Annotated in this window: 20 protein-coding genes; 15 read left to right on the top strand and 5 right to left on the bottom strand. The window is 57.9% G+C overall.

Translation table 11 applies throughout. The features are described from left to right. Positions 1 to 58: 58 nt before the first annotated feature. A complete protein-coding gene (locus ACR3EJ_RS05730) occupies positions 59 to 1,318 on the bottom strand; it encodes a transcription antitermination factor NusB (RefSeq protein ID WP_170541770.1) in 1,260 nt (419 codons plus the stop codon). A 91-nt stretch (positions 1,319 to 1,409) separates the two neighbouring features. Between ACR3EJ_RS05730 and ACR3EJ_RS05725 the strand changes: the two genes are divergently transcribed. Then, positions 1,410 to 1,592: a DUF1674 domain-containing protein gene (locus ACR3EJ_RS05725; RefSeq protein ID WP_010438637.1), complete on the top strand. Its 183-nt coding sequence runs from the start codon at positions 1,410 to 1,412 to the stop codon at positions 1,590 to 1,592. Here ACR3EJ_RS05725 and ACR3EJ_RS05720 read toward each other — a convergent pair whose 3' ends face one another. Then, the gene (locus ACR3EJ_RS05720) at positions 1,593 to 2,450 is read right to left on the bottom strand and encodes a LysR family transcriptional regulator (RefSeq protein WP_170541773.1); all 858 of its coding nucleotides are present in this window, start codon (positions 2,448 to 2,450) and stop codon (positions 1,593 to 1,595) included. 99 nt (positions 2,451 to 2,549) lie between these two features. Between ACR3EJ_RS05720 and tmpA the strand changes: the two genes are divergently transcribed. The 3 genes from tmpA to ACR3EJ_RS05705 are packed head-to-tail and all read left to right on the top strand — an operon-like array spanning position 2,550 to position 4,938. Continuing rightward, entirely contained in the window at positions 2,550 to 3,686 is a 1,137-nt protein-coding gene (gene tmpA, locus ACR3EJ_RS05715) for a 2-trimethylaminoethylphosphonate dioxygenase (RefSeq protein ID WP_170541777.1), read from the top strand. Continuing rightward, positions 3,683 to 4,273, top strand: coding sequence for a (R)-1-hydroxy-2-trimethylaminoethylphosphonate oxygenase (tmpB, locus tag ACR3EJ_RS05710; RefSeq protein ID WP_170541780.1), 591 nt, complete (start codon positions 3,683 to 3,685; stop codon positions 4,271 to 4,273). The genes tmpA and tmpB overlap by 4 nt, the downstream gene beginning before the upstream one ends. Further along, complete coding sequence (locus ACR3EJ_RS05705) at positions 4,270 to 4,938, top strand: ureidoglycolate lyase (RefSeq protein ID WP_170541783.1); 669 nt, start codon at positions 4,270 to 4,272, stop codon at positions 4,936 to 4,938. The genes tmpB and ACR3EJ_RS05705 overlap by 4 nt, the downstream gene beginning before the upstream one ends. Here the strand turns inward: ACR3EJ_RS05705 and ACR3EJ_RS05700 are convergent. After that, on the bottom strand, positions 4,925 to 5,587 hold the full coding sequence (locus ACR3EJ_RS05700) for a DUF2306 domain-containing protein (RefSeq protein ID WP_480422838.1): 663 nt from the start codon (positions 5,585 to 5,587) through the stop codon (positions 4,925 to 4,927). The two genes, ACR3EJ_RS05705 and ACR3EJ_RS05700, sit on opposite strands and share 14 nt — an antisense overlap. Before the next feature lie 60 nt (positions 5,588 to 5,647). Next, on the bottom strand, positions 5,648 to 6,457 hold the full coding sequence (gene dapB / locus ACR3EJ_RS05695; protein WP_170541790.1) for a 4-hydroxy-tetrahydrodipicolinate reductase: 810 nt from the start codon (positions 6,455 to 6,457) through the stop codon (positions 5,648 to 5,650). Between the two features lie 91 nt (positions 6,458 to 6,548). On the opposite strand from dapB, the gene rbfA reads away from it, so the two are divergent. The 6 genes from rbfA to rpsO all read left to right on the top strand — a co-directional run bounded on the left by rbfA (position 6,549) and on the right by rpsO (position 10,701). After that, positions 6,549 to 6,944: a 30S ribosome-binding factor RbfA gene (rbfA, locus tag ACR3EJ_RS05690; RefSeq protein ID WP_010438628.1), complete on the top strand. Its 396-nt coding sequence runs from the start codon at positions 6,549 to 6,551 to the stop codon at positions 6,942 to 6,944. Next, positions 6,941 to 7,684: a phosphodiester glycosidase family protein gene (locus tag ACR3EJ_RS05685; RefSeq protein ID WP_170541793.1), complete on the top strand. Its 744-nt coding sequence runs from the start codon at positions 6,941 to 6,943 to the stop codon at positions 7,682 to 7,684. Before rbfA ends, ACR3EJ_RS05685 begins: the two co-directional genes overlap by 4 nt. A gap of 54 nt (positions 7,685 to 7,738) precedes the next feature. Next, on the top strand, positions 7,739 to 8,644 hold the full coding sequence (truB, locus tag ACR3EJ_RS05680; protein WP_170541796.1) for a tRNA pseudouridine(55) synthase TruB: 906 nt from the start codon (positions 7,739 to 7,741) through the stop codon (positions 8,642 to 8,644). A gap of 21 nt (positions 8,645 to 8,665) precedes the next feature. Continuing rightward, a complete protein-coding gene (locus ACR3EJ_RS05675; protein WP_170541799.1) occupies positions 8,666 to 9,169 on the top strand; it encodes a DUF1643 domain-containing protein in 504 nt (167 codons plus the stop codon). Between the two features lie 96 nt (positions 9,170 to 9,265). Continuing rightward, entirely contained in the window at positions 9,266 to 10,288 is a 1,023-nt protein-coding gene (locus ACR3EJ_RS05670) for a calcium-binding protein (protein WP_170541802.1), read from the top strand. 143 nt (positions 10,289 to 10,431) lie between these two features. After that, positions 10,432 to 10,701 (top strand): 30S ribosomal protein S15, encoded by a 270-nt coding sequence (gene rpsO, locus ACR3EJ_RS05665; RefSeq protein WP_008757925.1) that lies wholly within the window; start codon positions 10,432 to 10,434, stop codon positions 10,699 to 10,701. Between the two features lie 1,059 nt (positions 10,702 to 11,760). Here rpsO and ACR3EJ_RS05660 read toward each other — a convergent pair. After that, positions 11,761 to 13,329 (bottom strand): arylsulfatase, encoded by a 1,569-nt coding sequence (locus ACR3EJ_RS05660; protein WP_170541805.1) that lies wholly within the window; start codon positions 13,327 to 13,329, stop codon positions 11,761 to 11,763. Positions 13,330 to 13,478: 149 nt separating this feature from the next. Between ACR3EJ_RS05660 and ACR3EJ_RS05655 the strand changes: the two genes are divergently transcribed. The 5 genes from ACR3EJ_RS05655 to pnp all read left to right on the top strand — a co-directional run bounded on the left by ACR3EJ_RS05655 (position 13,479) and on the right by pnp (position 17,944). After that, on the top strand, positions 13,479 to 14,393 hold the full coding sequence (locus tag ACR3EJ_RS05655) for a LysR family transcriptional regulator (protein WP_170541808.1): 915 nt from the start codon (positions 13,479 to 13,481) through the stop codon (positions 14,391 to 14,393). A 55-nt stretch (positions 14,394 to 14,448) separates the two neighbouring features. Next, complete coding sequence (locus ACR3EJ_RS05650) at positions 14,449 to 14,802, top strand: ArsR/SmtB family transcription factor (protein WP_010438614.1); 354 nt, start codon at positions 14,449 to 14,451, stop codon at positions 14,800 to 14,802. Further along, a complete protein-coding gene (locus ACR3EJ_RS05645; protein WP_170541811.1) occupies positions 14,783 to 15,205 on the top strand; it encodes an SRPBCC family protein in 423 nt (140 codons plus the stop codon). The genes ACR3EJ_RS05650 and ACR3EJ_RS05645 overlap by 20 nt, the downstream gene beginning before the upstream one ends. Then, positions 15,202 to 15,570, top strand: a complete 369-nt coding sequence (locus ACR3EJ_RS05640) for a DUF1761 family protein (RefSeq protein WP_170541814.1) — start codon at positions 15,202 to 15,204, stop codon at positions 15,568 to 15,570. The genes ACR3EJ_RS05645 and ACR3EJ_RS05640 overlap by 4 nt, the downstream gene beginning before the upstream one ends. Before the next feature lie 223 nt (positions 15,571 to 15,793). Continuing rightward, positions 15,794 to 17,944, top strand: a complete 2,151-nt coding sequence (gene pnp / locus ACR3EJ_RS05635; protein WP_170541817.1) for a polyribonucleotide nucleotidyltransferase — start codon at positions 15,794 to 15,796, stop codon at positions 17,942 to 17,944. The last annotated feature ends 45 nt before the right edge of the window (positions 17,945 to 17,989 follow it).

Genomic DNA, 17,989 nt, shown 5'->3' with positions numbered 1-17,989 from the left:
CGGGCGCTTGAACACACGATAGACCGGTCCGCTCGTCAAGTCATCGAAAAGCGTCGCGTCAGGCGGATTTGTTCAGACAGGCAATATAAAATCCGTCCATCCCACCCTTGTCCTGCCAGTAATCGGGACGCAATCGCAGGCCACCTTCTACAGTGATCCAATCTGCTTCAACGCCCGCAATCTCAAGAGCGGCGCGGTCAACCTGCATATCAGTATAGCTATCCAGTGCCTCTTCAATCTGTACTTCACCCTCGTCCGGCAGCAGCGAGCATGTGCAATAGACCAACCGCCCGCCAGGCTTCAGCAAAGTCCAGGCATGAGCCAGCATGCGCGCCTGTAACTCGATCAACCCGCCAAATTCCGAACCGTCCTTGGCGAAAGGTAAATCCGGATGGCGGCGAATCGTACCCGTTGCCGAACAGGGTGCGTCCAGCAAGATAGCGTCATACTGGCCCTTATGCTCCAGCGCATCTTGGGCGATAACCTTAGCTTTCAGGCCGGTTCGTTTCAGGTTCTCGCGAACACGCACAAGTCGCGCCTCCGAGATATCCAGAGCGGTGACATCTGCACCTGCAGCAGATAGCTGCAAGGTTTTTCCACCCGGCGCGGCGCAGAGATCCAGAATTTTCTCTCCGGCTTTCGGGGCCAGAACCCGAACGGGTAACGCCGCCGCCGCATCCTGAACCCACCAATCCCCGGCCTCATATCCTGGCAGGGTCGAGACCTGCCCCGCATCCTGCAGCCGCGCCGAATCGGTGGGCAACATCTCTGCACCCGCGATCTCGACGCTTGGTTTTGGCGTCAAATCCAATGGTGCCCCGTTGAATTGCGCGTGCTCCATACCTTTCACGGCGTCTTCACCCCACGCCATGATCAGCGGTTCGCGCAACCACTCTGGCAGGCGAGGCACACGCATCTTGGGCCAAGCGTCGGGCCCGTCGGCGGCAATCTTGCGCAAAACCGCGTTAACCAACCCCTTCAGCCGTCCATGCTTGCGCGAACGGCCCACGATCTCGACCATGGAATTCACCACCCCGTGCGCGGCTTCGCCCTGACACAGCTCGACCGTGCCAAGCCGCAAGGCGTTGTGAACCGTCAGCGCGGGCGTTTGTCGCAGGTGATCGGCCAGCAGCCGGTCGGCACGCTCGAGCCCGCGCAAGGTTTCGATCGTCAATCGTTGCGCCCGCGCGCGATCCTCAGGGGCCAATCGATCCAGCGCACCTGCCGCAAGACATTCGGGCAACAGCCGCCCCTCGCCGAGTATCTGATCCAGCAGATAGATCGCACTTCGGCGCGCTGCTGTGGCGGAATTTAACATGATGCTGAGTGCCTCTCGTGACCTTTGCCCGCATTGCCTTGTGCGGACGAGGGCGTATATCAAGGCCCTGTACGGAAAGGAACCCAATGTCATGAGTGACGAGCGCAAAGACCTGCCCCCTGCCGCCCAGCGCGCCCTTGCCGAGGCAGAAGAACGCCGCAAAAACGCAGAGGCCGAAGCGAAGGCACGGCCCAAAGAGCTGGGCGGGCGCGACGGACCAGATCCGGCCCGTTACGGTGATTGGGAGAAAAAGGGCATCGCAATCGATTTCTGATCAGCCATCGCGCAACGCCTGCAAGAAGTCATCGATCAAAGCGCGTTGTCGATTCGAGCGCACCCTATCCTCGGGCCATGTCAGCCAATAGCCATCCTTTGTCGCAAGCTCGGGCATTTCCAGTCTGCGAAGTTGACCGGTCTCCAAACTGCTCGACGCCAAAGGGAGTGATCCCAACGCGATCCCCATGCCCTGACGCGCTGCCGTGATCGCATGACCGACCGAGTCGAAACTGATCCGGCCAGTTGGCAATTCATCAACCCCCGCAACCTGCGCCCAGTCCTTCCAGCCGGGGCGTTCTCCACGTAGATCAATCAGCGGCGCGCCCCACTTGATGCCAGGTGCTGCCATCGGTGCCAGCACTTCAGGCGCGATAAGCTTTGCCTTTCGCCCAGGCCAGACGCCTCTGCCATAGCGGATCTGCAGCCAGGTACGCTCTTCCTCCAACGAGGCGCGACGCGCCATCGAATCTGTCATCACACGCACTTTGGGCTGCGCCTCCAGGAACGTAGGCAAGGCAGGGAGAACCAGCGCGTGGATATGCGACGAAAGTCCTGCGACTCGAAGCTCGCGCGGGGTTTTTCCGAACAAATCCTCGGTATTGCGTTCCAGTGCCTGCAGGCTGTCCTGCACCAATGGCAGATAGCTTTCACCCTCGATTGTCAGCGACACGCCCCGTGCCTCGCGCACAAACAGCGATCGACCTAACCAAGCCTCAAGATTGCCGATCCGTTGACTGACCGCTGCCTGCGTCAGACCAAATTCGCGCGCAGCGGCGGAAAAACCGCCCAGTCGCCCGGCAGCTTCGAACACGCGCAGCCAGTCCAGAGGGGGTAATCCGATCTTATTCTTAGCCATAAGATTTTCCAGGCCTCAGCGGCAACAAGGTTTAATTGTGGTAATGCCACGAAGCGCGTATCTCCTCAAGCAAAGCCCGCGCTGAACAGGAGAACCCCCATGCTGCGCTCTGCCACCCATGATCCCTCGATGGTCACCATCGATTTTGCGAATGGCACTCAATCCAGATTTCACGCCATCTGGTTGCGCGACAACGCTCTGGACCCCGAAACACGAGCGTCGGGCAATGGTCAGCGCCTGATCACAATCGGCGATATTCCGGCGGATGTATCGATCAGCGCCACAGAGGTCGTTAACGGAGATCTGATCGTCACATTCCAACCCGAAGACAAAACTGTGACTTTTCCTGCCAGTTGGTTGGCCGAACACGTCTATGATCGCGATCGGGACAGCGAGATCGGCCGCCTGGCCCCAGACATCACAACTTGGGAACGCGGCATCGACGCGCCGTGCGGTGACTGGAATGCGGTGCATGCCAACCCCACAGCCAAGCGCGACTGGCTGGCCGCAGTGGCGGAATACGGGTTCGCTAAGCTAACAGATGGCCCCACCGAGCCAGAATCGCTGCTGAAAGTCGCCGATTTGTTCGGCTATGTGCGTGAGACCAACTATGGTCCTTATTTTGAGGTCCGGACCGAGGTGAATCCAACCAACCTCGCCTATACCGGATTAGGTCTGCAGGCCCATACCGACAATCCCTATCGCGACCCGGTACCAACGCTGCAAATCCTCTACTGTCTTGAGAATTCGGCCGAAGGTGGGGATTCCATTGTTGTCGATGGCTTCCACGCGGCCGAGCGTCTACGCGATCAGAACCCCGAAGGTTTCGCCCTGTTGGCGGGCTATCCGGCGCGGTTTGAATACAAAGGCTCTGACGGCGTCTGTCTGCAATCGCGTCGCCCGATGATCGAACTGTCTCCGGATGGCGAATTGATCGGCATCCGCTTCAACAACCGTTCCTCCGCTCCGTTCGTCGATGTGCCGTTCGATCAGATGGAGGCCTATTACGCCGCCTATCGTCAGTTGGGTGAGATCATCGACGATCCTGCCATGGGCGTGTCTTTCAAGCTGGAACCGGGCGAAAGCTTTATTGTCGACAACACCCGCGTCCTGCATGCGCGTCTAGGTTACTCTGGCGCGGGGTCACGCTGGCTGCAGGGCTGTTATGCTGACAAGGATGGGTTGCTTTCGACCTTGGCTGCCATGCGGATGGCACAGCCGGAGGCAGCAGAATGAAACCCGACTTTTCAACCCTGAACCAGGACAACATCGTGGCATTTATCGGCGACATCTTCGAGCGCCGTGGTGGCGAGGAATATCTGGGCGAACCCGTGACCATGGCCGAGCACATGCTGCAGGGTGCCACGATTGCCGAACAAAATGGGCAGCCCGAAGAAATCATTGTCGGCGCGCTGTTGCATGACATTGGTCACTTCACATCTGAATTTGGCACCTATCACCCCGACGACACCGAAGATCGCCACCACGAGGACGCGGGAGCAGAGGTGCTCGAGCAGTTCTTCCCCTCGGTCATCACCGATTGCTGCCGTTATCATGTGGCGGCCAAGCGATATCTCTGCGCGACGAAGCCTGATTATTTCAACCGCCTGTCCGCCGCCTCGGTTCATACGCTAGAACTACAAGGCGGCCCGATGAGCGCCGCGGAGGTCGCGGAATTTGAGGCTAACCCGAACCTGAAAGAGATCATCCAGGTGCGCTATCTCGACGAGGCGGGCAAGCGCGCGGAAATGGAAACACCGGATTTCGCCCATTTCGCACCGATGGTGCAGCGCATGGTCGATAAACATCTAGGTTCGTCATGACCGCGCCAGAGTACATCTTCGAGGCCAGTTCAAAACCATCCCTGCCCTGGCACGAGGTGCCGCTGATCCGCGCAACGGAAACTTCGGTCAAGGGGTTTGGCTGTCTGGTCGACACCCCGGATAAGTTCGAGATCGAAATTGTGCGCTGGCCGCAGCAAGGTTGGCGACCAATTGACGAAGGAACCGGCGACGAAGCGGGTTGGGTCGAAGGCACGTTTAACTGTGACTGGCAGGGCGATGTTCTTTATGGTGAGAACGAGGCCGTCAATGGCCATTATGTTCTAGGTTGGTCCGCCGATCCGCAGAAGGCACAGACGGGCCGTCAAACCGCACCCCGCGATCAGGTCTTGCTGTGGCATATGAACTACCACCCGGACGGGGGGCAGATGTTCTGGCCGCTGGACAAAAAGCCATTCATCGTTCCCGCCGCCCTGCCTGGTGACAACCTGACGCCAGAAAAAGTGGTGGCGTTCTGGTGTGATGGTTCGCGCGGCCTCTACATCCATCCCGGCATCTGGCACGAGGGGATTTTCCCGGTCGAAGACAACCAGCGTTTCCTTGACCGTCAGGGCGCTGTTCATGCCCGGGTCAGCGCGGATATCGGCAAGGAGTTCGGCGTCTATCTGTCCTGTCCGCTGCGCGCGGACAAGATCAGAGAATTGTAGTCAGTACCCCTTGATGCGCAGAACGCTTGCGAATGATCCACATCTGAACCGCCAACAGGTAAGGCACGAAGAACGCGAAGTTCTGCACCAGATCGAAAGGGCCCGAGAAATCGGGCTCTGACCCCACTCCACCGGTCAGCAGGTACCAAAGCGTGTAATGTACACGGTATAGCCATGACCCAAGAGCCAGCCAGAACAGCCGCAACCCCCAGGCCCAATGCCCTGCACGATCCCTGATCAGCGCCATCCTCGCCACCATTAATCCAGCGGTGAACAGGCAGAGCCCATACAGAAAGAACGCTGCAGACATGAGCGGTCCACCGATGGTTCCGCGCAACGGGATATAGGTCATGCCCGCCAGGCCGGTTATCAGCGCCAACGTGACCAGCAGCCCGCCCAACATGCGATGAAATCCGATAAACCGCAGCCGAAGACCCCGCAGCAGCTGCAGCGGCACCAGCGCCACCAGCAAAGTTCCGGCAAAGATATGCAGCATCATGGCCGCGTTGCCGACATCTTGACGTTCGGAAAAGAGATAGCTCTGCCTAGCCGCGTCTTTGGACAGGCCAACACCGATCATACCCAGCCCGTGAATCAAAAAGGGCAGCAGCGTCAGATAGAACACGATCAGCACCAATCCGGTCGCCACTCGAGATGTAAGGTTCCGCATAGGCCCGAGTTTAACGCCGTTGCGCGGCCCGTCTATGGCTTACAGCCCGAGCACATCCACCATGTCGTATTGGCCCGGTGCCTTACCCTGCCCCCATAGCGCTGCCTTCAGCGCGCCGCGCGCAAAGATGGCGCGATCCGTGGCGAGATGGCGCAACACGATGCGTTCTCCCGGCGCGGCGAACAGCACGTCATGTTCGCCCACGATGTCCCCGCCGCGAATGGCGTGGAAGCCGATATCGCCGCGTTTGCGCGCGCCGGTTATGCCGTCGCGACCTCGGTCGGACACATCCGCCAATTTGACGCCGCGCCCTTCGGCAGCGGCTTCACCCAGCATCAAGGCCGTACCAGAGGGTGCGTCGACTTTATGATGGTGGTGACCTTCAATTACTTCGATATCGAAATCCTCATCCAGCGCGGCGGCGACCTTTTTGGTCAGTTGCACCAGCAGGTTCACGCCAAGGCTCATGTTTCCTGCCCGCACGATCACCGCATGGCGCGAGGCCGGTTCCAGCGCCGCAATCTGTTCGTCACTCATGCCGGTGGTGCCGATCACATGCACGCAGCGCGCCTGCGCGGCCAAAGCGGCAAACTCCAGCGTCGCCTCGGGTGCGGTGAAGTCGATCACCGCCTGCGCCTGCGCGAAGGCCTCCAGCGGATCATCGGTGACCAAAACTCCCAGCGCAGGGCCACCCATTGCTTCACCAACATCCTGACCGATCCAATCGTGACCCTTGCGCTCGACCACACCAACCAGGCGTGCCTGATCACTGTCGGTCACGGTCTTGATCAGCATCTGCCCCATACGGCCCGAAGCCCCTGTAATGACGATCCCCGGAATATGGGTCATTGCGTTGGTCCTTTTCTAAAGTCGGCTCAAAGCCTCCTACCCCGTTCGCACCCGCTTGGCAAAGCCCGGCTTTGCGCTTAGATCGGGGTTTATGGCTAAGAACAAATTCCACGATGGCCCCGGCCCGTCCCAACGACAGCTGCGTGTCGGCGAACTGATCCGCCGTACCCTGTCCGAAGTTTTGGCGCGCGGAGATGTCCACGACCCCGATTTGAACCGCATGTCGATCACCGTGGGCGAGGTGCGCACCTCGCCCGATCTAAAGATCGCCACCGCCTATGTGCTGCCATTGGGCGGCAAAGGGCAGGAGGACGTGATCGAACTGCTCGCTCGCAACAAGGGTGAGCTGCGGCGCATGGTCGGCAAGAAGGTCGGACTGAAATTCTCTCCCGATCTACGTTTCCGGTTGGATGACACATTCGACCGACTGGATGACACCCGTCGCATGTTCGAACAGGACGCGGTGCGCCGCGATCTGGACGAGTGATCCGCCTATCTGTCACATTAGGCGCAGTTGTTTGGGCCGCACAGGCTGGGGCAGTGACTTGTGAAAAGCTGACCCACGAGGACAAGCGCTATACCATTTGCGAGGTAGACTCGGCATCCGAAGATTTGCGCCTGTTCCTGAACGATGAGAATGGCGACCTGTTGGGCCATTTCTCGTCAGTGAACGAAGCTTTGGCACCTGACGGTAAGCGTCTGGCCTTTGCGATGAACGCGGGCATGTATCATGATGATCGCTCGCCCGTGGGTCACTTTGTTGAGGACGGCGAAGAACAGATGCGTGTGATCCCGAATGCTGGCCCGGGAAACTTCGGTCTGTTGCCCAACGGTGTGTTCTGCATTCGCGACGGACGCGCCGATGTGTTTGAGACATTGGATTACATCGAACGCGTGCCGGAATGCCGGTTCGCCACCCAGTCCGGCCCAATGCTTGTCATCGACGGAGAGCTGCACCCCCGATTTCTGACGGATTCGACCTCTCGCTATATACGCAATGGGGTCGGAACCAACGCTGAAGGGACCCGTGCGGTATTTGCAATCTCTGAGGATTACGTCACCTTCCATGAATTCGGCAGGGTGTTCCGCGACGCGCTGGATACTCCGAACGCATTGTTTCTGGATGGCAATATTTCGCGGATGTATGACCGCGCGAACAACCGATCAGATATCGGGTTTTCACTGGGACCAATAGTAGGCGTCGTCGAAAACATACCGGCAAATTGACAGCGTCGAAGCGATCCGCTAACTCGCGCGCCTCAGCAAGTTTCAAGGTGCAAGATGGGACGCAAACGCAAGGGTCGTGACATTTCCGGTTGGCTGGTGGTGGATAAGCCTGCGGGTATGACTTCGACCGCGGTCGTCAACAAGGTACGTTGGGCGATGGACGCCAAGAAAGCAGGCCATGCGGGCACGCTGGACCCCGAAGCAACTGGCGTTCTGGCGGTAGCTTTGGGCGAGGCGACCAAGACTGTTCCCTACATCACCGATGCGCTGAAAGCCTACACATTCACTGTGCGATTAGGACAGGCGACCAATACCGACGATGCGGAAGGCGAAGTTATCTCGGAAAGCTCTGTGCGCCCGACGGATGAAGACATCAAACAGGCGCTCTCACCGTTCCTCGGGGACATCATGCAGGTGCCGCCCAAGTTTTCCGCTGTGAAGATCGACGGTCAGCGCGCGTACAAACTGGCCCGCGATGGCGAAGATGTGGAACTGTCCGCACGCCCCCTGTGGGTTGAAGAATTGATCCTTGTCGACCGACCCGACACCGATCATGTGGTGTTGGAAATGACATGCGGCAAAGGCGGGTATGTCCGTTCGATCGCGCGCGATCTGGGCGAAGCGCTGGGCTGCTACGGCCACGTCAAAGAACTCCGTCGCATCTGGTCGGGTCCGTTCGAGGCCGAAGACGGCCTGTCCATCGAACAGATCGACGAGATGGCCAAATCCACAGCATTGGATGAATACCTGCACCCGTTGGAAACCGGCCTGTCTGATCTGCCTGAGTTGAAGTGCACCCCGGAAGGGGCAACCCGACTGCGCAATGGCAATCCGGGAATGGTGCTGGCATCCGACGTCGAATACGGCGACGAGGCCTGGGCTTCGCTGGATGGCAAGGCTGTGGCCGTCGGGATATACAAATCCGGTGAATTGCATCCCAGCCGGGTGTTCGTCGTTTGAACCACGTGTTAGGCGAAGGGCATGATCACCCGTTCTCATACCAAGGGCGACGCGCCCTCGACCGCCATCTACTCCAACTGCGAAAAGTATCGCTATAGCCTGACCCGCATCTGGGATCCGGCGGGGCGCAAGGCGCTGTTTGTGATGCTTAACCCATCGACCGCAACCGAGGTACAGAACGATCCCACGGTGGAACGCTGTGAACGGCGGGCGCGAACACTGGGCTTCGGCGCATTTCAGGTTACCAACATTTTTGCATGGCGCGATACCGACCCGCGCAAAATGCGCGCAGCCGAGGATCCTGTTGGACCGCAGAACGACCAAGCCATTCTGGAAGGTGTTGACTGGGCCGATCAGGTTATTGCTGGCTGGGGCACACATGGCGCGCATCTTGATCGCGGTCGATCTGTCGAAGCACTGCTGCGCGCCACAGGTCAACCGATGTATCATCTGGGGCTCACCAAAGACGGCCATCCAAAGCACCCGCTCTACATCGCTTACGCGCAACAGCCTCAGTTGTGGTGACGAAGGGTTAACCACGCCTGCAACTTGGCTTTGACCAACCTCTTGATTGCATGAGATGTTTTACACTCGGGGCAAGTGTGCTTGCGGAGGGTAATCATGTTTCTGATCGGTTTATTCGGGATGGCTGCATTAGGAGGGGCCGCCTATGCGATAAGCGACGTTCTCGTACCCGACGAAACAACCGAGGAGGATGGTGAGCAAATTGATGACTCGGTTGAGGATGAATTGACCGAAGGCAGCCTCCTCGAACTGGATGAAGATGTTGAAGAGCCCGGTTCATCCGAAGATGCCAACACAAGTGAAATCATCTTTGAGCATGAGGGAGATTTGGTCATCACGGGCGATGAGGATGCAAATGTTCTGACCGGACAAGAGGGTAATGATCAGATTAATGGGTACGAAGGCGGCGACCTCATCGACGGGGGGGACGGAAATGACGTCATCCACGGTGGTTCTGGAGAGGACACGCTGATCGGAAACGTCGGGAACGATGTGCTCCATGGCGGGTATGGCGACGACAATTTGGCCGGAATGTCAGGCAATGATGACCTGTATGGTCATTTCGGAATGGATGAGTTGGAAGGTGGCGACGGCGATGACCGGATTTTCGGCGGTCAGGACGATGATATCTTGAGGGGCGATGACGGCGACGATCAATTGCAAGGTGGTGACGGCGATGACTATCTGACAGGCGGTCTAGGACAAGATGCCCTGTTCGGTGGAGACGGGGATGGCATTCTGAACGGCAACAATGGTCCAGAGGAGACTTCCCCTGACTTTCTGAACGGGGGCGCTGGCGATGATGTCATACTGGCCAAAGACGGAGATATCGTCACCGGTGGAGACGGCGATGACGAAATAATCGTGCAGCCAGAACCGGATCAGGAGGCCGCAACAATCATGGATTTCCAGATTGGTCACGATAAGCTGCTAGTCACCTGGGACGGCCCAGAAGACCCTGAGCTGACCATCGAGCCAGACAGCGAAAACAATGACCTGACCCATGTCAGGGTCAACGGCGAGAACGTTGCGCAGATATTTGGTGCAGAAGGTCTAGCCGCAGAGGATATTCTGTTTGTGACCGAAGCCCAATTGGCACAATACGCTTTCACTGGTTGAACCCGCAGAATCTCTTTGCCATTCGCAGCAAAAGCGCCTATATGCGCCCATCCGCTTCGGAATCGGTGCGGTTTTCTCCATGGGCCTGTGCTGGACGACATCCCGGCCTGCGCCATCAACTCTAACCTTTAAAGGAGACCCCGATGTCGATTACTGCCGCTGAAAAAGCACGCGTTATGAAAGAATTCGCAACTAAGGACGGCGACACCGGTTCGCCAGAAGTCCAGGTTGCCATCCTGACCTCGCGCATCACCACCCTGACCGAGCACTTCAAGACCCACAAGAAAGACAACCACGGTCGTCGCGGTCTGCTGAAAATGGTCGCCCAGCGCCGTAAGCTGCTGGACTACCTGAAGGGCAAAGAAGAAGCGCGCTATCAGGACCTGATCAAAAAGCTGGGCATCCGCCGCTAATCACGCTTTGTTCGTGCGTTGCGGGCACTGACTGCCCCTTTTTTGTACATCTAGTACGCCCGCCAATAGGCGGGCGTATTTGTATTGTGTAACACTGAATCAGCTAAGGCATCTTGCATGAAGCATGGCCGAGAGCTATAGGCCAACCCACGTTCAGGAGTGGCATTAAAATGTGCAGTTACACTTTGAACAAATTTTTTTGCTCCATGTGAACCACTTCACTGACCAGACCAAAAGAATGCGCCATGCTGACATTGTTAGTGAGTAGGCGCTTCTTTTGTTTCGGGCGTCAGGTTTTCATAGTCCTCCCTATATTTACTGGGCGCGCCTTTGACAGGCGCGCCCTTTTGTTACCTTGATCACCCGGAATGCGAGCGATTCTCAGCCGATTTGCATCAAATCCAGGAAGAAGTTCGTGCTCCGGAAGACGAGAAGACCCTTAATCAATCAAGGGTCTAATTGTGACGTGGCGTCGTGACCGTATGGCGATAGCTCCGAAGGTTGACGTAAGCGTAAATAATACAGCTATTTTTTACCACTTGATCAAAAATGATGCGAAACGTGGAATCCTTCCCCTTTTTCAAAGTCAAATTTTTCATACATGCACCGTGTCGCTGCGGGTTACCACTCACGGCATATGATCTTTGAGCTTCTCCCTCGAGGCTCAGATCTGACCCGCAGCGACAAGCATCTGGGCGAATTAAGTTGTTGGGAGGTGAACGATGCCATTGAAAGCTGTTCTGGACAGAGTGTTTTCGACTAAAACAATTCGAACGGCTGATGTTGTAAAACCATCGGTGGTGCCTTCCAGCCCAGATGGAACGCGAAAACCAATATCGAGGGTCGAAACCGCCGCTGTTCTCCGAGGAATTCTCAGAGAGGAACAGCTGAATCCGGCGAAACCGCGCGCGCACGAAGACCCAATACAATAGCGCGCCAATGTCATCACATCCGGCCTCTGTCATCGGGTTTCCAGTGCCAAATATCGAAGCACTGCGCACTATTGAAAACGCCCGCAACTCGGCGGGCGTTTAATGGGGGTCAGGTGAACTCGGGCTGCTATTGCGACATGCCACCTTCGCTGCTGACCTGTTCCTGAACGTGGGTCTCATTGCCCACGGTCGCACCACGTGGCGGGAAATCCGCAAAGGTCGCCAGATGCGCCTGAACAAGACGAGCGGCGGGACCAAAGGCCCACATCTTGTTGCCCATCCAGCGCGTATACATGCCGGATTCCTCGGCCGCTTTCTCATAAGGATCGCGGCGCAGGTTGAACAGCATTGGCGCGTTCAGTTCCTCTTTGGGCCCGGCCCAACCCTTTTCCTGAATGGTGAAATGCGCCTTCCAGTCGTTGTAGCGGATCGCCTGCAGGTCAGTGCCTTCGTAATAGACAATCTCTTTGCGGTTGCTGGGGGTTTCACCGGTCAGATATGAAAGCTGATTGTACCCGTCCAAGTGAACCTGATAGCCTTCGAACCCTTCAAGCAGATCGGTGGGCAAATCCTGCGACCCCCCTGCTGCCGCGACCAGAGTGGGCATCCAATCCATGCCGTCGAAGATACCGTTCAGCACCTGACCTTCGGCAACTTTGCCGGGCCAACGGATGATCGCGGGAACGCGGAATCCTCCCTCCCACGTGGTGCCTTTTTCGCCGTGGAATGGCGTGGTGCCACCATCGGGCCATGTCATCGTTTCCGGGCCATTGTCCGAGGTGAAGATAACGATGGTGTTGTCGGCGATACCGAGCTCTTCCAGATGCGCGGTCACCTTGCCGACATTATCGTCAAGCTCTTTCATGACCACATCCTGCAAGCCGCGCCCGTCGCCCAGCATCGCCTCGTATTCCGGGCTGAGATGGGTCCAGACATGCGCCCGGGCCGGGGCCATCCAGACAAAGAACGGGGTTTCGCTATCAACTGCGCGGTTGATGAAATCGATGGTGTGGGCCGTGACCTCATCATCCAGTGTTTTCTGACGTTCGGGCGGCGCGGGGCCATCATCAATGATGCGCTGTTTGCCCACCGGCCCCCAGCGCGGGTCGACGGTTTCGTCAACAGTATCGGTGGCAAACGAATGGATAATGTTGCGTGGGCCGAACTGAGCGGCAAATTCCGGATCATCGGGCCAATCCGGGTCATTGGCGTATTCCATCGCATTGAGGTGGTAGAGCCAGCCCCAATATTCGTCAAAACCCTTGGCCGTGGGCAGGAATTTGTTCAGATCGCCCAGATGGTTCTTGCCGAACTGCCCGGTTGTATAGCCCATGGATTTGAGGATGTTTGCGAGCGTCGGGTCTTCGTCGCTCAACCCCACCGGATCGCCTGGAAGGCCGACGGTGTGCATGCCTGTACGCACCGGGAACTGACCGGTGATAAAGGCTGAACGCCCTGCGGTGCAGCTGGGTTGCGCATAATAGTCCGTCAACCGAGCACCTTCGGCAGCGAGTTGATCCAGATTCGGGGTCTGGATGCTTTTGACACCTTGATGATAGCTGCCAAGGCTGGCCCAGCCGACATCATCAGCCATTATCACCAGAATATTGGGCTTTTCGGTCTGTGCGACGGCCACCGTGGCAACCGCCCACAACCCCGCCGCGAGGCTGGCTGTTATTGATTTTATTCCAAACATTCCGCTCGTCTCCTGCATTCAATCGGATTGGCCACGTGGGCCGATATGCGGCATGTCCTAGCGGGAGGATCATTCTCACCGCAAACACAGCTTTACTTTTTTGCAGGATCTGAAACTTAGGGATCAGAATCTGTAACTTGAGGGCTATCGTGTTAACCGAAAAGACTCTTTCCGCCTTTCTGCACCTTGCCGAGACGGGCAACTTTCAGGAAGCGGCCAAACGCCTTGGTGTCTCGAACGCGTCGCTGTCGCGTTATGTTTCGATGGCCGAGGAACAAGTCGGCTTTCCGCTGTTTCACCGCAAACGCGGCAACAGCGGGCTGACGCGTGAGGGGCAAACGTTCCTGCCCGTGGCCAAAACTCTGCAGGCGGGTTTGAATCGCTGCGCTGATCAGGTGGAGCGTATCCGTCTGGATACCGGTCAAACCGTGCGGATCGGTTGTGGCCCTCTAACGCCGCGAACGCTGGTGCGGCCCGCGATTCAGGCCGCCTTGCAGCAATCCCCGGCATTCCGTTTCAGGGTGGATGTCAGCGCGCGACAGGCACCGATCGAGATGCTTGAGAGCGATGAAATCGACATCTATCTGGGCGATCTGACGCATACGCCTGAGACCGAGAATATCAAGCTGATGATGTTCGAAAAACGTGCGGTGGCGTTTGCTGCCCATGTTTCACATCCACTGCACGGCACCTCGCCTGTAACCTTGAACGCGCTTTTCTCATATCCTTTCGCCTCGCCGCATCTGCACAAGCATTGGCGTGCGGCGATCACGCGGGCATTGGGCGGCACCGACGAAGCGGCCGAAAAGGTCAGAGCGTTGCCTCAGGTGGAAAGTGATGATTATGCCTTTCTAACGTCGCTGCTGACGGGCCAAGAGTTTGTTGTCGGCGGTATGCCTGAAACCTTCGCCGAACTGGTCGCGGACGGATCGGTCAAGCTGATCGAGACCACGCCACCGATTACCTGGAACATATGCGCTGCACGAAAAGCAGGGCCGGGTCAGCCGGCTACCGAAGCCCTGTGGAAACAGTTGGAGGAACTGGCTTGTCAAAACCATGGGTAACGCCTTATTCACCCAAATGGTTGACTGAAGCATGGAAGGGGTATAATTCATCCAAATGGTTGAACGAGAGAGTCGCTATGACCTGGGCGCAATATTGAAGGCCGCGTCCGACCCGACACGCCGAGCGATCCTGACTATGCTTGCGCAGCAGGGTCCCTTGCGGGTGACGGATATCGCGCGACGCTTCGAGATGAGCCTCAATTCGGTATCCAAGCACATCAAGGTGCTGGAAAATGCCGGGTTGGTGCAGCGTCGGACAGAATGGCGCGAACATCTGATCGAGGTTCAGATGGATCCCTTGTCAGCCGTGGATGAATGGTTTGCCGGGCTGCGTTCAATTTGGGCGCTTCGGCTGGACGCCTTGGAAACTGCTTTGGAGGACCCAGAAGATGACGGAACTGTCCCTTGAAATAACGCGCGCCATCCCGCACCCGCCTGAAAAGGTGTTTGACGCGTGGCTGAACCCGGAAATGCTGGCTAAATTCATGCTGCCCGGCCCCAACATGACCGTGCCCGAGGCGCAATCCGACGCCCAGGTCGGTGGCCGGTTCAAGATCATCATGCGCGCACCCGAGGCCGGAGACCTGCCGCATGAGGGCGAATATAAGGTCATAGACCGGCCCAACCGGCTGCAATTCACCTGGAACTCTCCCTACAGTCAGGACGATTCCACCGTGACGCTGGATTTCACACCCACTGACAAGGGCACCGAACTGCGCCTGCACCACATCCGCTTTCCGTCGCAGGAAAGCCGCGACAATCATGAAGGCGGCTGGACCCGAATCCTTGAATCGCTGGAGGGTGCGCTGTGATAAACTGGCTCGCCCTTGGCGCTGGCGTAATCGCCGCCTTTCTGTTGGGGTGGCTGGTCTACGGCCCCATCGGATTTCAAAAACGCTGGGCCGAAGGCACGCGGATCGATCCCACCCCACCCGCGTCTCCACCTCTGCCGCAAATGGCAGCCCAGATCGTGTTTTTGATCCTGCTGGCCTCAGTGATTGCCGTAACTGAGACGACCAACAGCCTTGGGGTTGCGGTACTGGCCATCCTTGCAGTCGCAGCACAGACGGCCTCGGTCGGGGCATGGGCGCAGAAAAGCGGTTTCGCCATCGCGGTCGATACTGGCTATGCGTTTGGCTGCGGCGTAGTGATGATCCTGGCGCACGCGATCCTTTGATATATCGACCCCTGCCCGGCTTGGGCGGGGGTTAGGCAAACCCCTGCCCCTCAAAAACTCCCGACTTTCCAAAGCATGCAAACTGATGTATGGGCCAGTCATCTGAGACGTTGTGCCCTGACCCCGGCACTCGAACGGAAGATAAATGGGGTCGGCGGCAATGGGGCCGCCACGCAAACCGGAGACCCGCAGGGGCGGGAGTGCTCCGTTCTAGGATACGCATATGTTTGATGTAACGAAGAAATCTATGCAGTGGGGCGAAGAGACGCTCACACTGGAAACCGGCAAAGTTGCTCGTCAGGCGGACGGCAGCGTAATTGCCACGCTGGGCGAAACCAGCGTCATGGCGAACGTGACCTTTGCGCGGGCTCAAAAGCCGGGTCAGGACTTTTTCCCGCTGACCGTCCACTATCAGGAAAAATACTATGCCGCCGGTAAGGTTCCGGGTGGCTTCTTCAAGCGCGAGGCGCGCCCGACCGAGAAAGAGACGCTGACTGCGCGACTCATCGACCGTCCGATCCGCCCGCTGTTCGTCGACGGCTTCAAAAACGAAGTTCTGGTGATGTGCACCGTGCTGTCCCACGATCTGGTCAACGATCCCGACATCGTTGCGATGATCGCGGCATCCGCTGCCCTGACCATTTCCGGTGCGCCGTTCATGGGCCCGATCGCCGGTGCCCGCGTTGGCTTCGAGGATGGCGAATACGTTCTGAACCCGACCGTCGATGACATGCAGGACCTGCGCCTGAACCCAGAACAGCGTCTGGATCTGGTTGTTGCCGGGACCAAAGACGCCGTGATGATGGTTGAATCGGAAGCGTACGAGCTGTCCGAGGCAGAAATGCTGGGCGCGGTGACCTTTGCGCATGAGCAGATTCAGCCCGTGATCGACCTGATCATCTCGCTGGCTGAAGAAGCCGCGAAAGAGCCGTTTGAATTCGAAGCGCCCGATTACTCGGAGCTGTCCGCCGCTGTTGCCGCAGCTGGTGAAGAGCAGATGCGCGCCGCTTTCGCGATCACCGACAAGCAAGAGCGCACTGCCGCTGTTGCCGCTGCCCGTGAAGCGATCAAAGAGGCGCTGACCGAGGAACAGCTGGAAGACGGCAACCTCGGTTCTGCAATGAAAAAGCTGGAAGCTGGCATTCTGCGCGGCGACGTCGTCAAAGGCGGCAAGCGGATCGACGGTCGTTCGACCACCGATATCCGTTCGATCGTTGCAGAAACCTCGATGCTGCCGCGGACCCACGGTTCCGCCCTGTTCACCCGTGGCGAGACACAGGCACTGGCCGTGACCACTCTGGGCACCGGTGACGATGAGCAGTTCATCGACGCGCTGCATGGCAACTTCAAATCGAACTTCCTGCTGCACTACAACTTCCCTCCGTATTCGGTTGGTGAAGTTGGCCGCGTGGGTGGACCGGGCCGTCGTGAGATTGGCCACGGCAAGTTGGCATGGCGCGCCCTGCAGGCGGTTCTGCCTGCGGCAACCGACTTCCCCTACACGATCCGTATCGTGTCGGAGATCACCGAATCCAACGGCTCCAGCTCGATGGCGTCGGTCTGCGGCGGTTCGCTGTCGATGATGGATGCGGGTGTTCCGCTGAAAGCACCGGTTGCCGGTGTGGCCATGGGTCTGATCCTGGAAGATGACGGCGAATACGCCATCCTGTCGGACATTCTGGGTGACGAAGACCACCTGGGCGACATGGACTTCAAGGTTGCGGGTACCGAAAACGGCATCACCTCGCTGCAGATGGACATCAAGGTTGCGGGCATCACGCCCGAGATCATGGAGAAAGCCCTGGCGCAAGCCAAGGACGGCCGGATGCACATTCTGGGTGAGATGGGCAAAGCCCTATCTGAGACCAACGAATTCTCGGTCCACGCCCCGCGCATCGAGACCATGAACATCCCAACCGACAAGATCCGCGAAGTGATTGGTTCGGGCGGTAAAGTCATCCGCGAAATCGTCGAGGTTTCGGGTGCCAAAGTCGACATCAACGACGACGGCGTCATCAAGATCGCGTCGCCCGATGGTGAATCGATCAAGAAGGCCTATGAGATGATCCACTCGATCGTTGCTGAGCCGGAAGAAGGTCAGATCTACACCGGTAAAGTGGTCAAGATCGTCGATTTCGGTGCCTTCGTGAACTTCTTTGGCAAGCGCGACGGTCTGGTCCACGTGTCCCAGATCGAAAACCGCCGCCTGAACCATCCGTCGGATGTTCTGAAGGAAGGACAGGAAGTGAAGGTCAAGCTGCTTGGCTTTGACGATCGCGGCAAGGTGCGCCTGTCGATGAAAGTCGTCGATCAGGAAACCGGCGAAGAGATCGTTCCCGAGAAGAAAGAAAAGAAAGAGGAAAGCGCAGAGTAATCTGCCTTTACTGTCTGGATGCGAGAGACCCCGGTTCAGGCCGGG

It is taken from the genome of Ruegeria sp. AB11, assembly GCF_056536325.1.
This window is presented reverse-complemented; position numbering and strand designations above follow the sequence as displayed.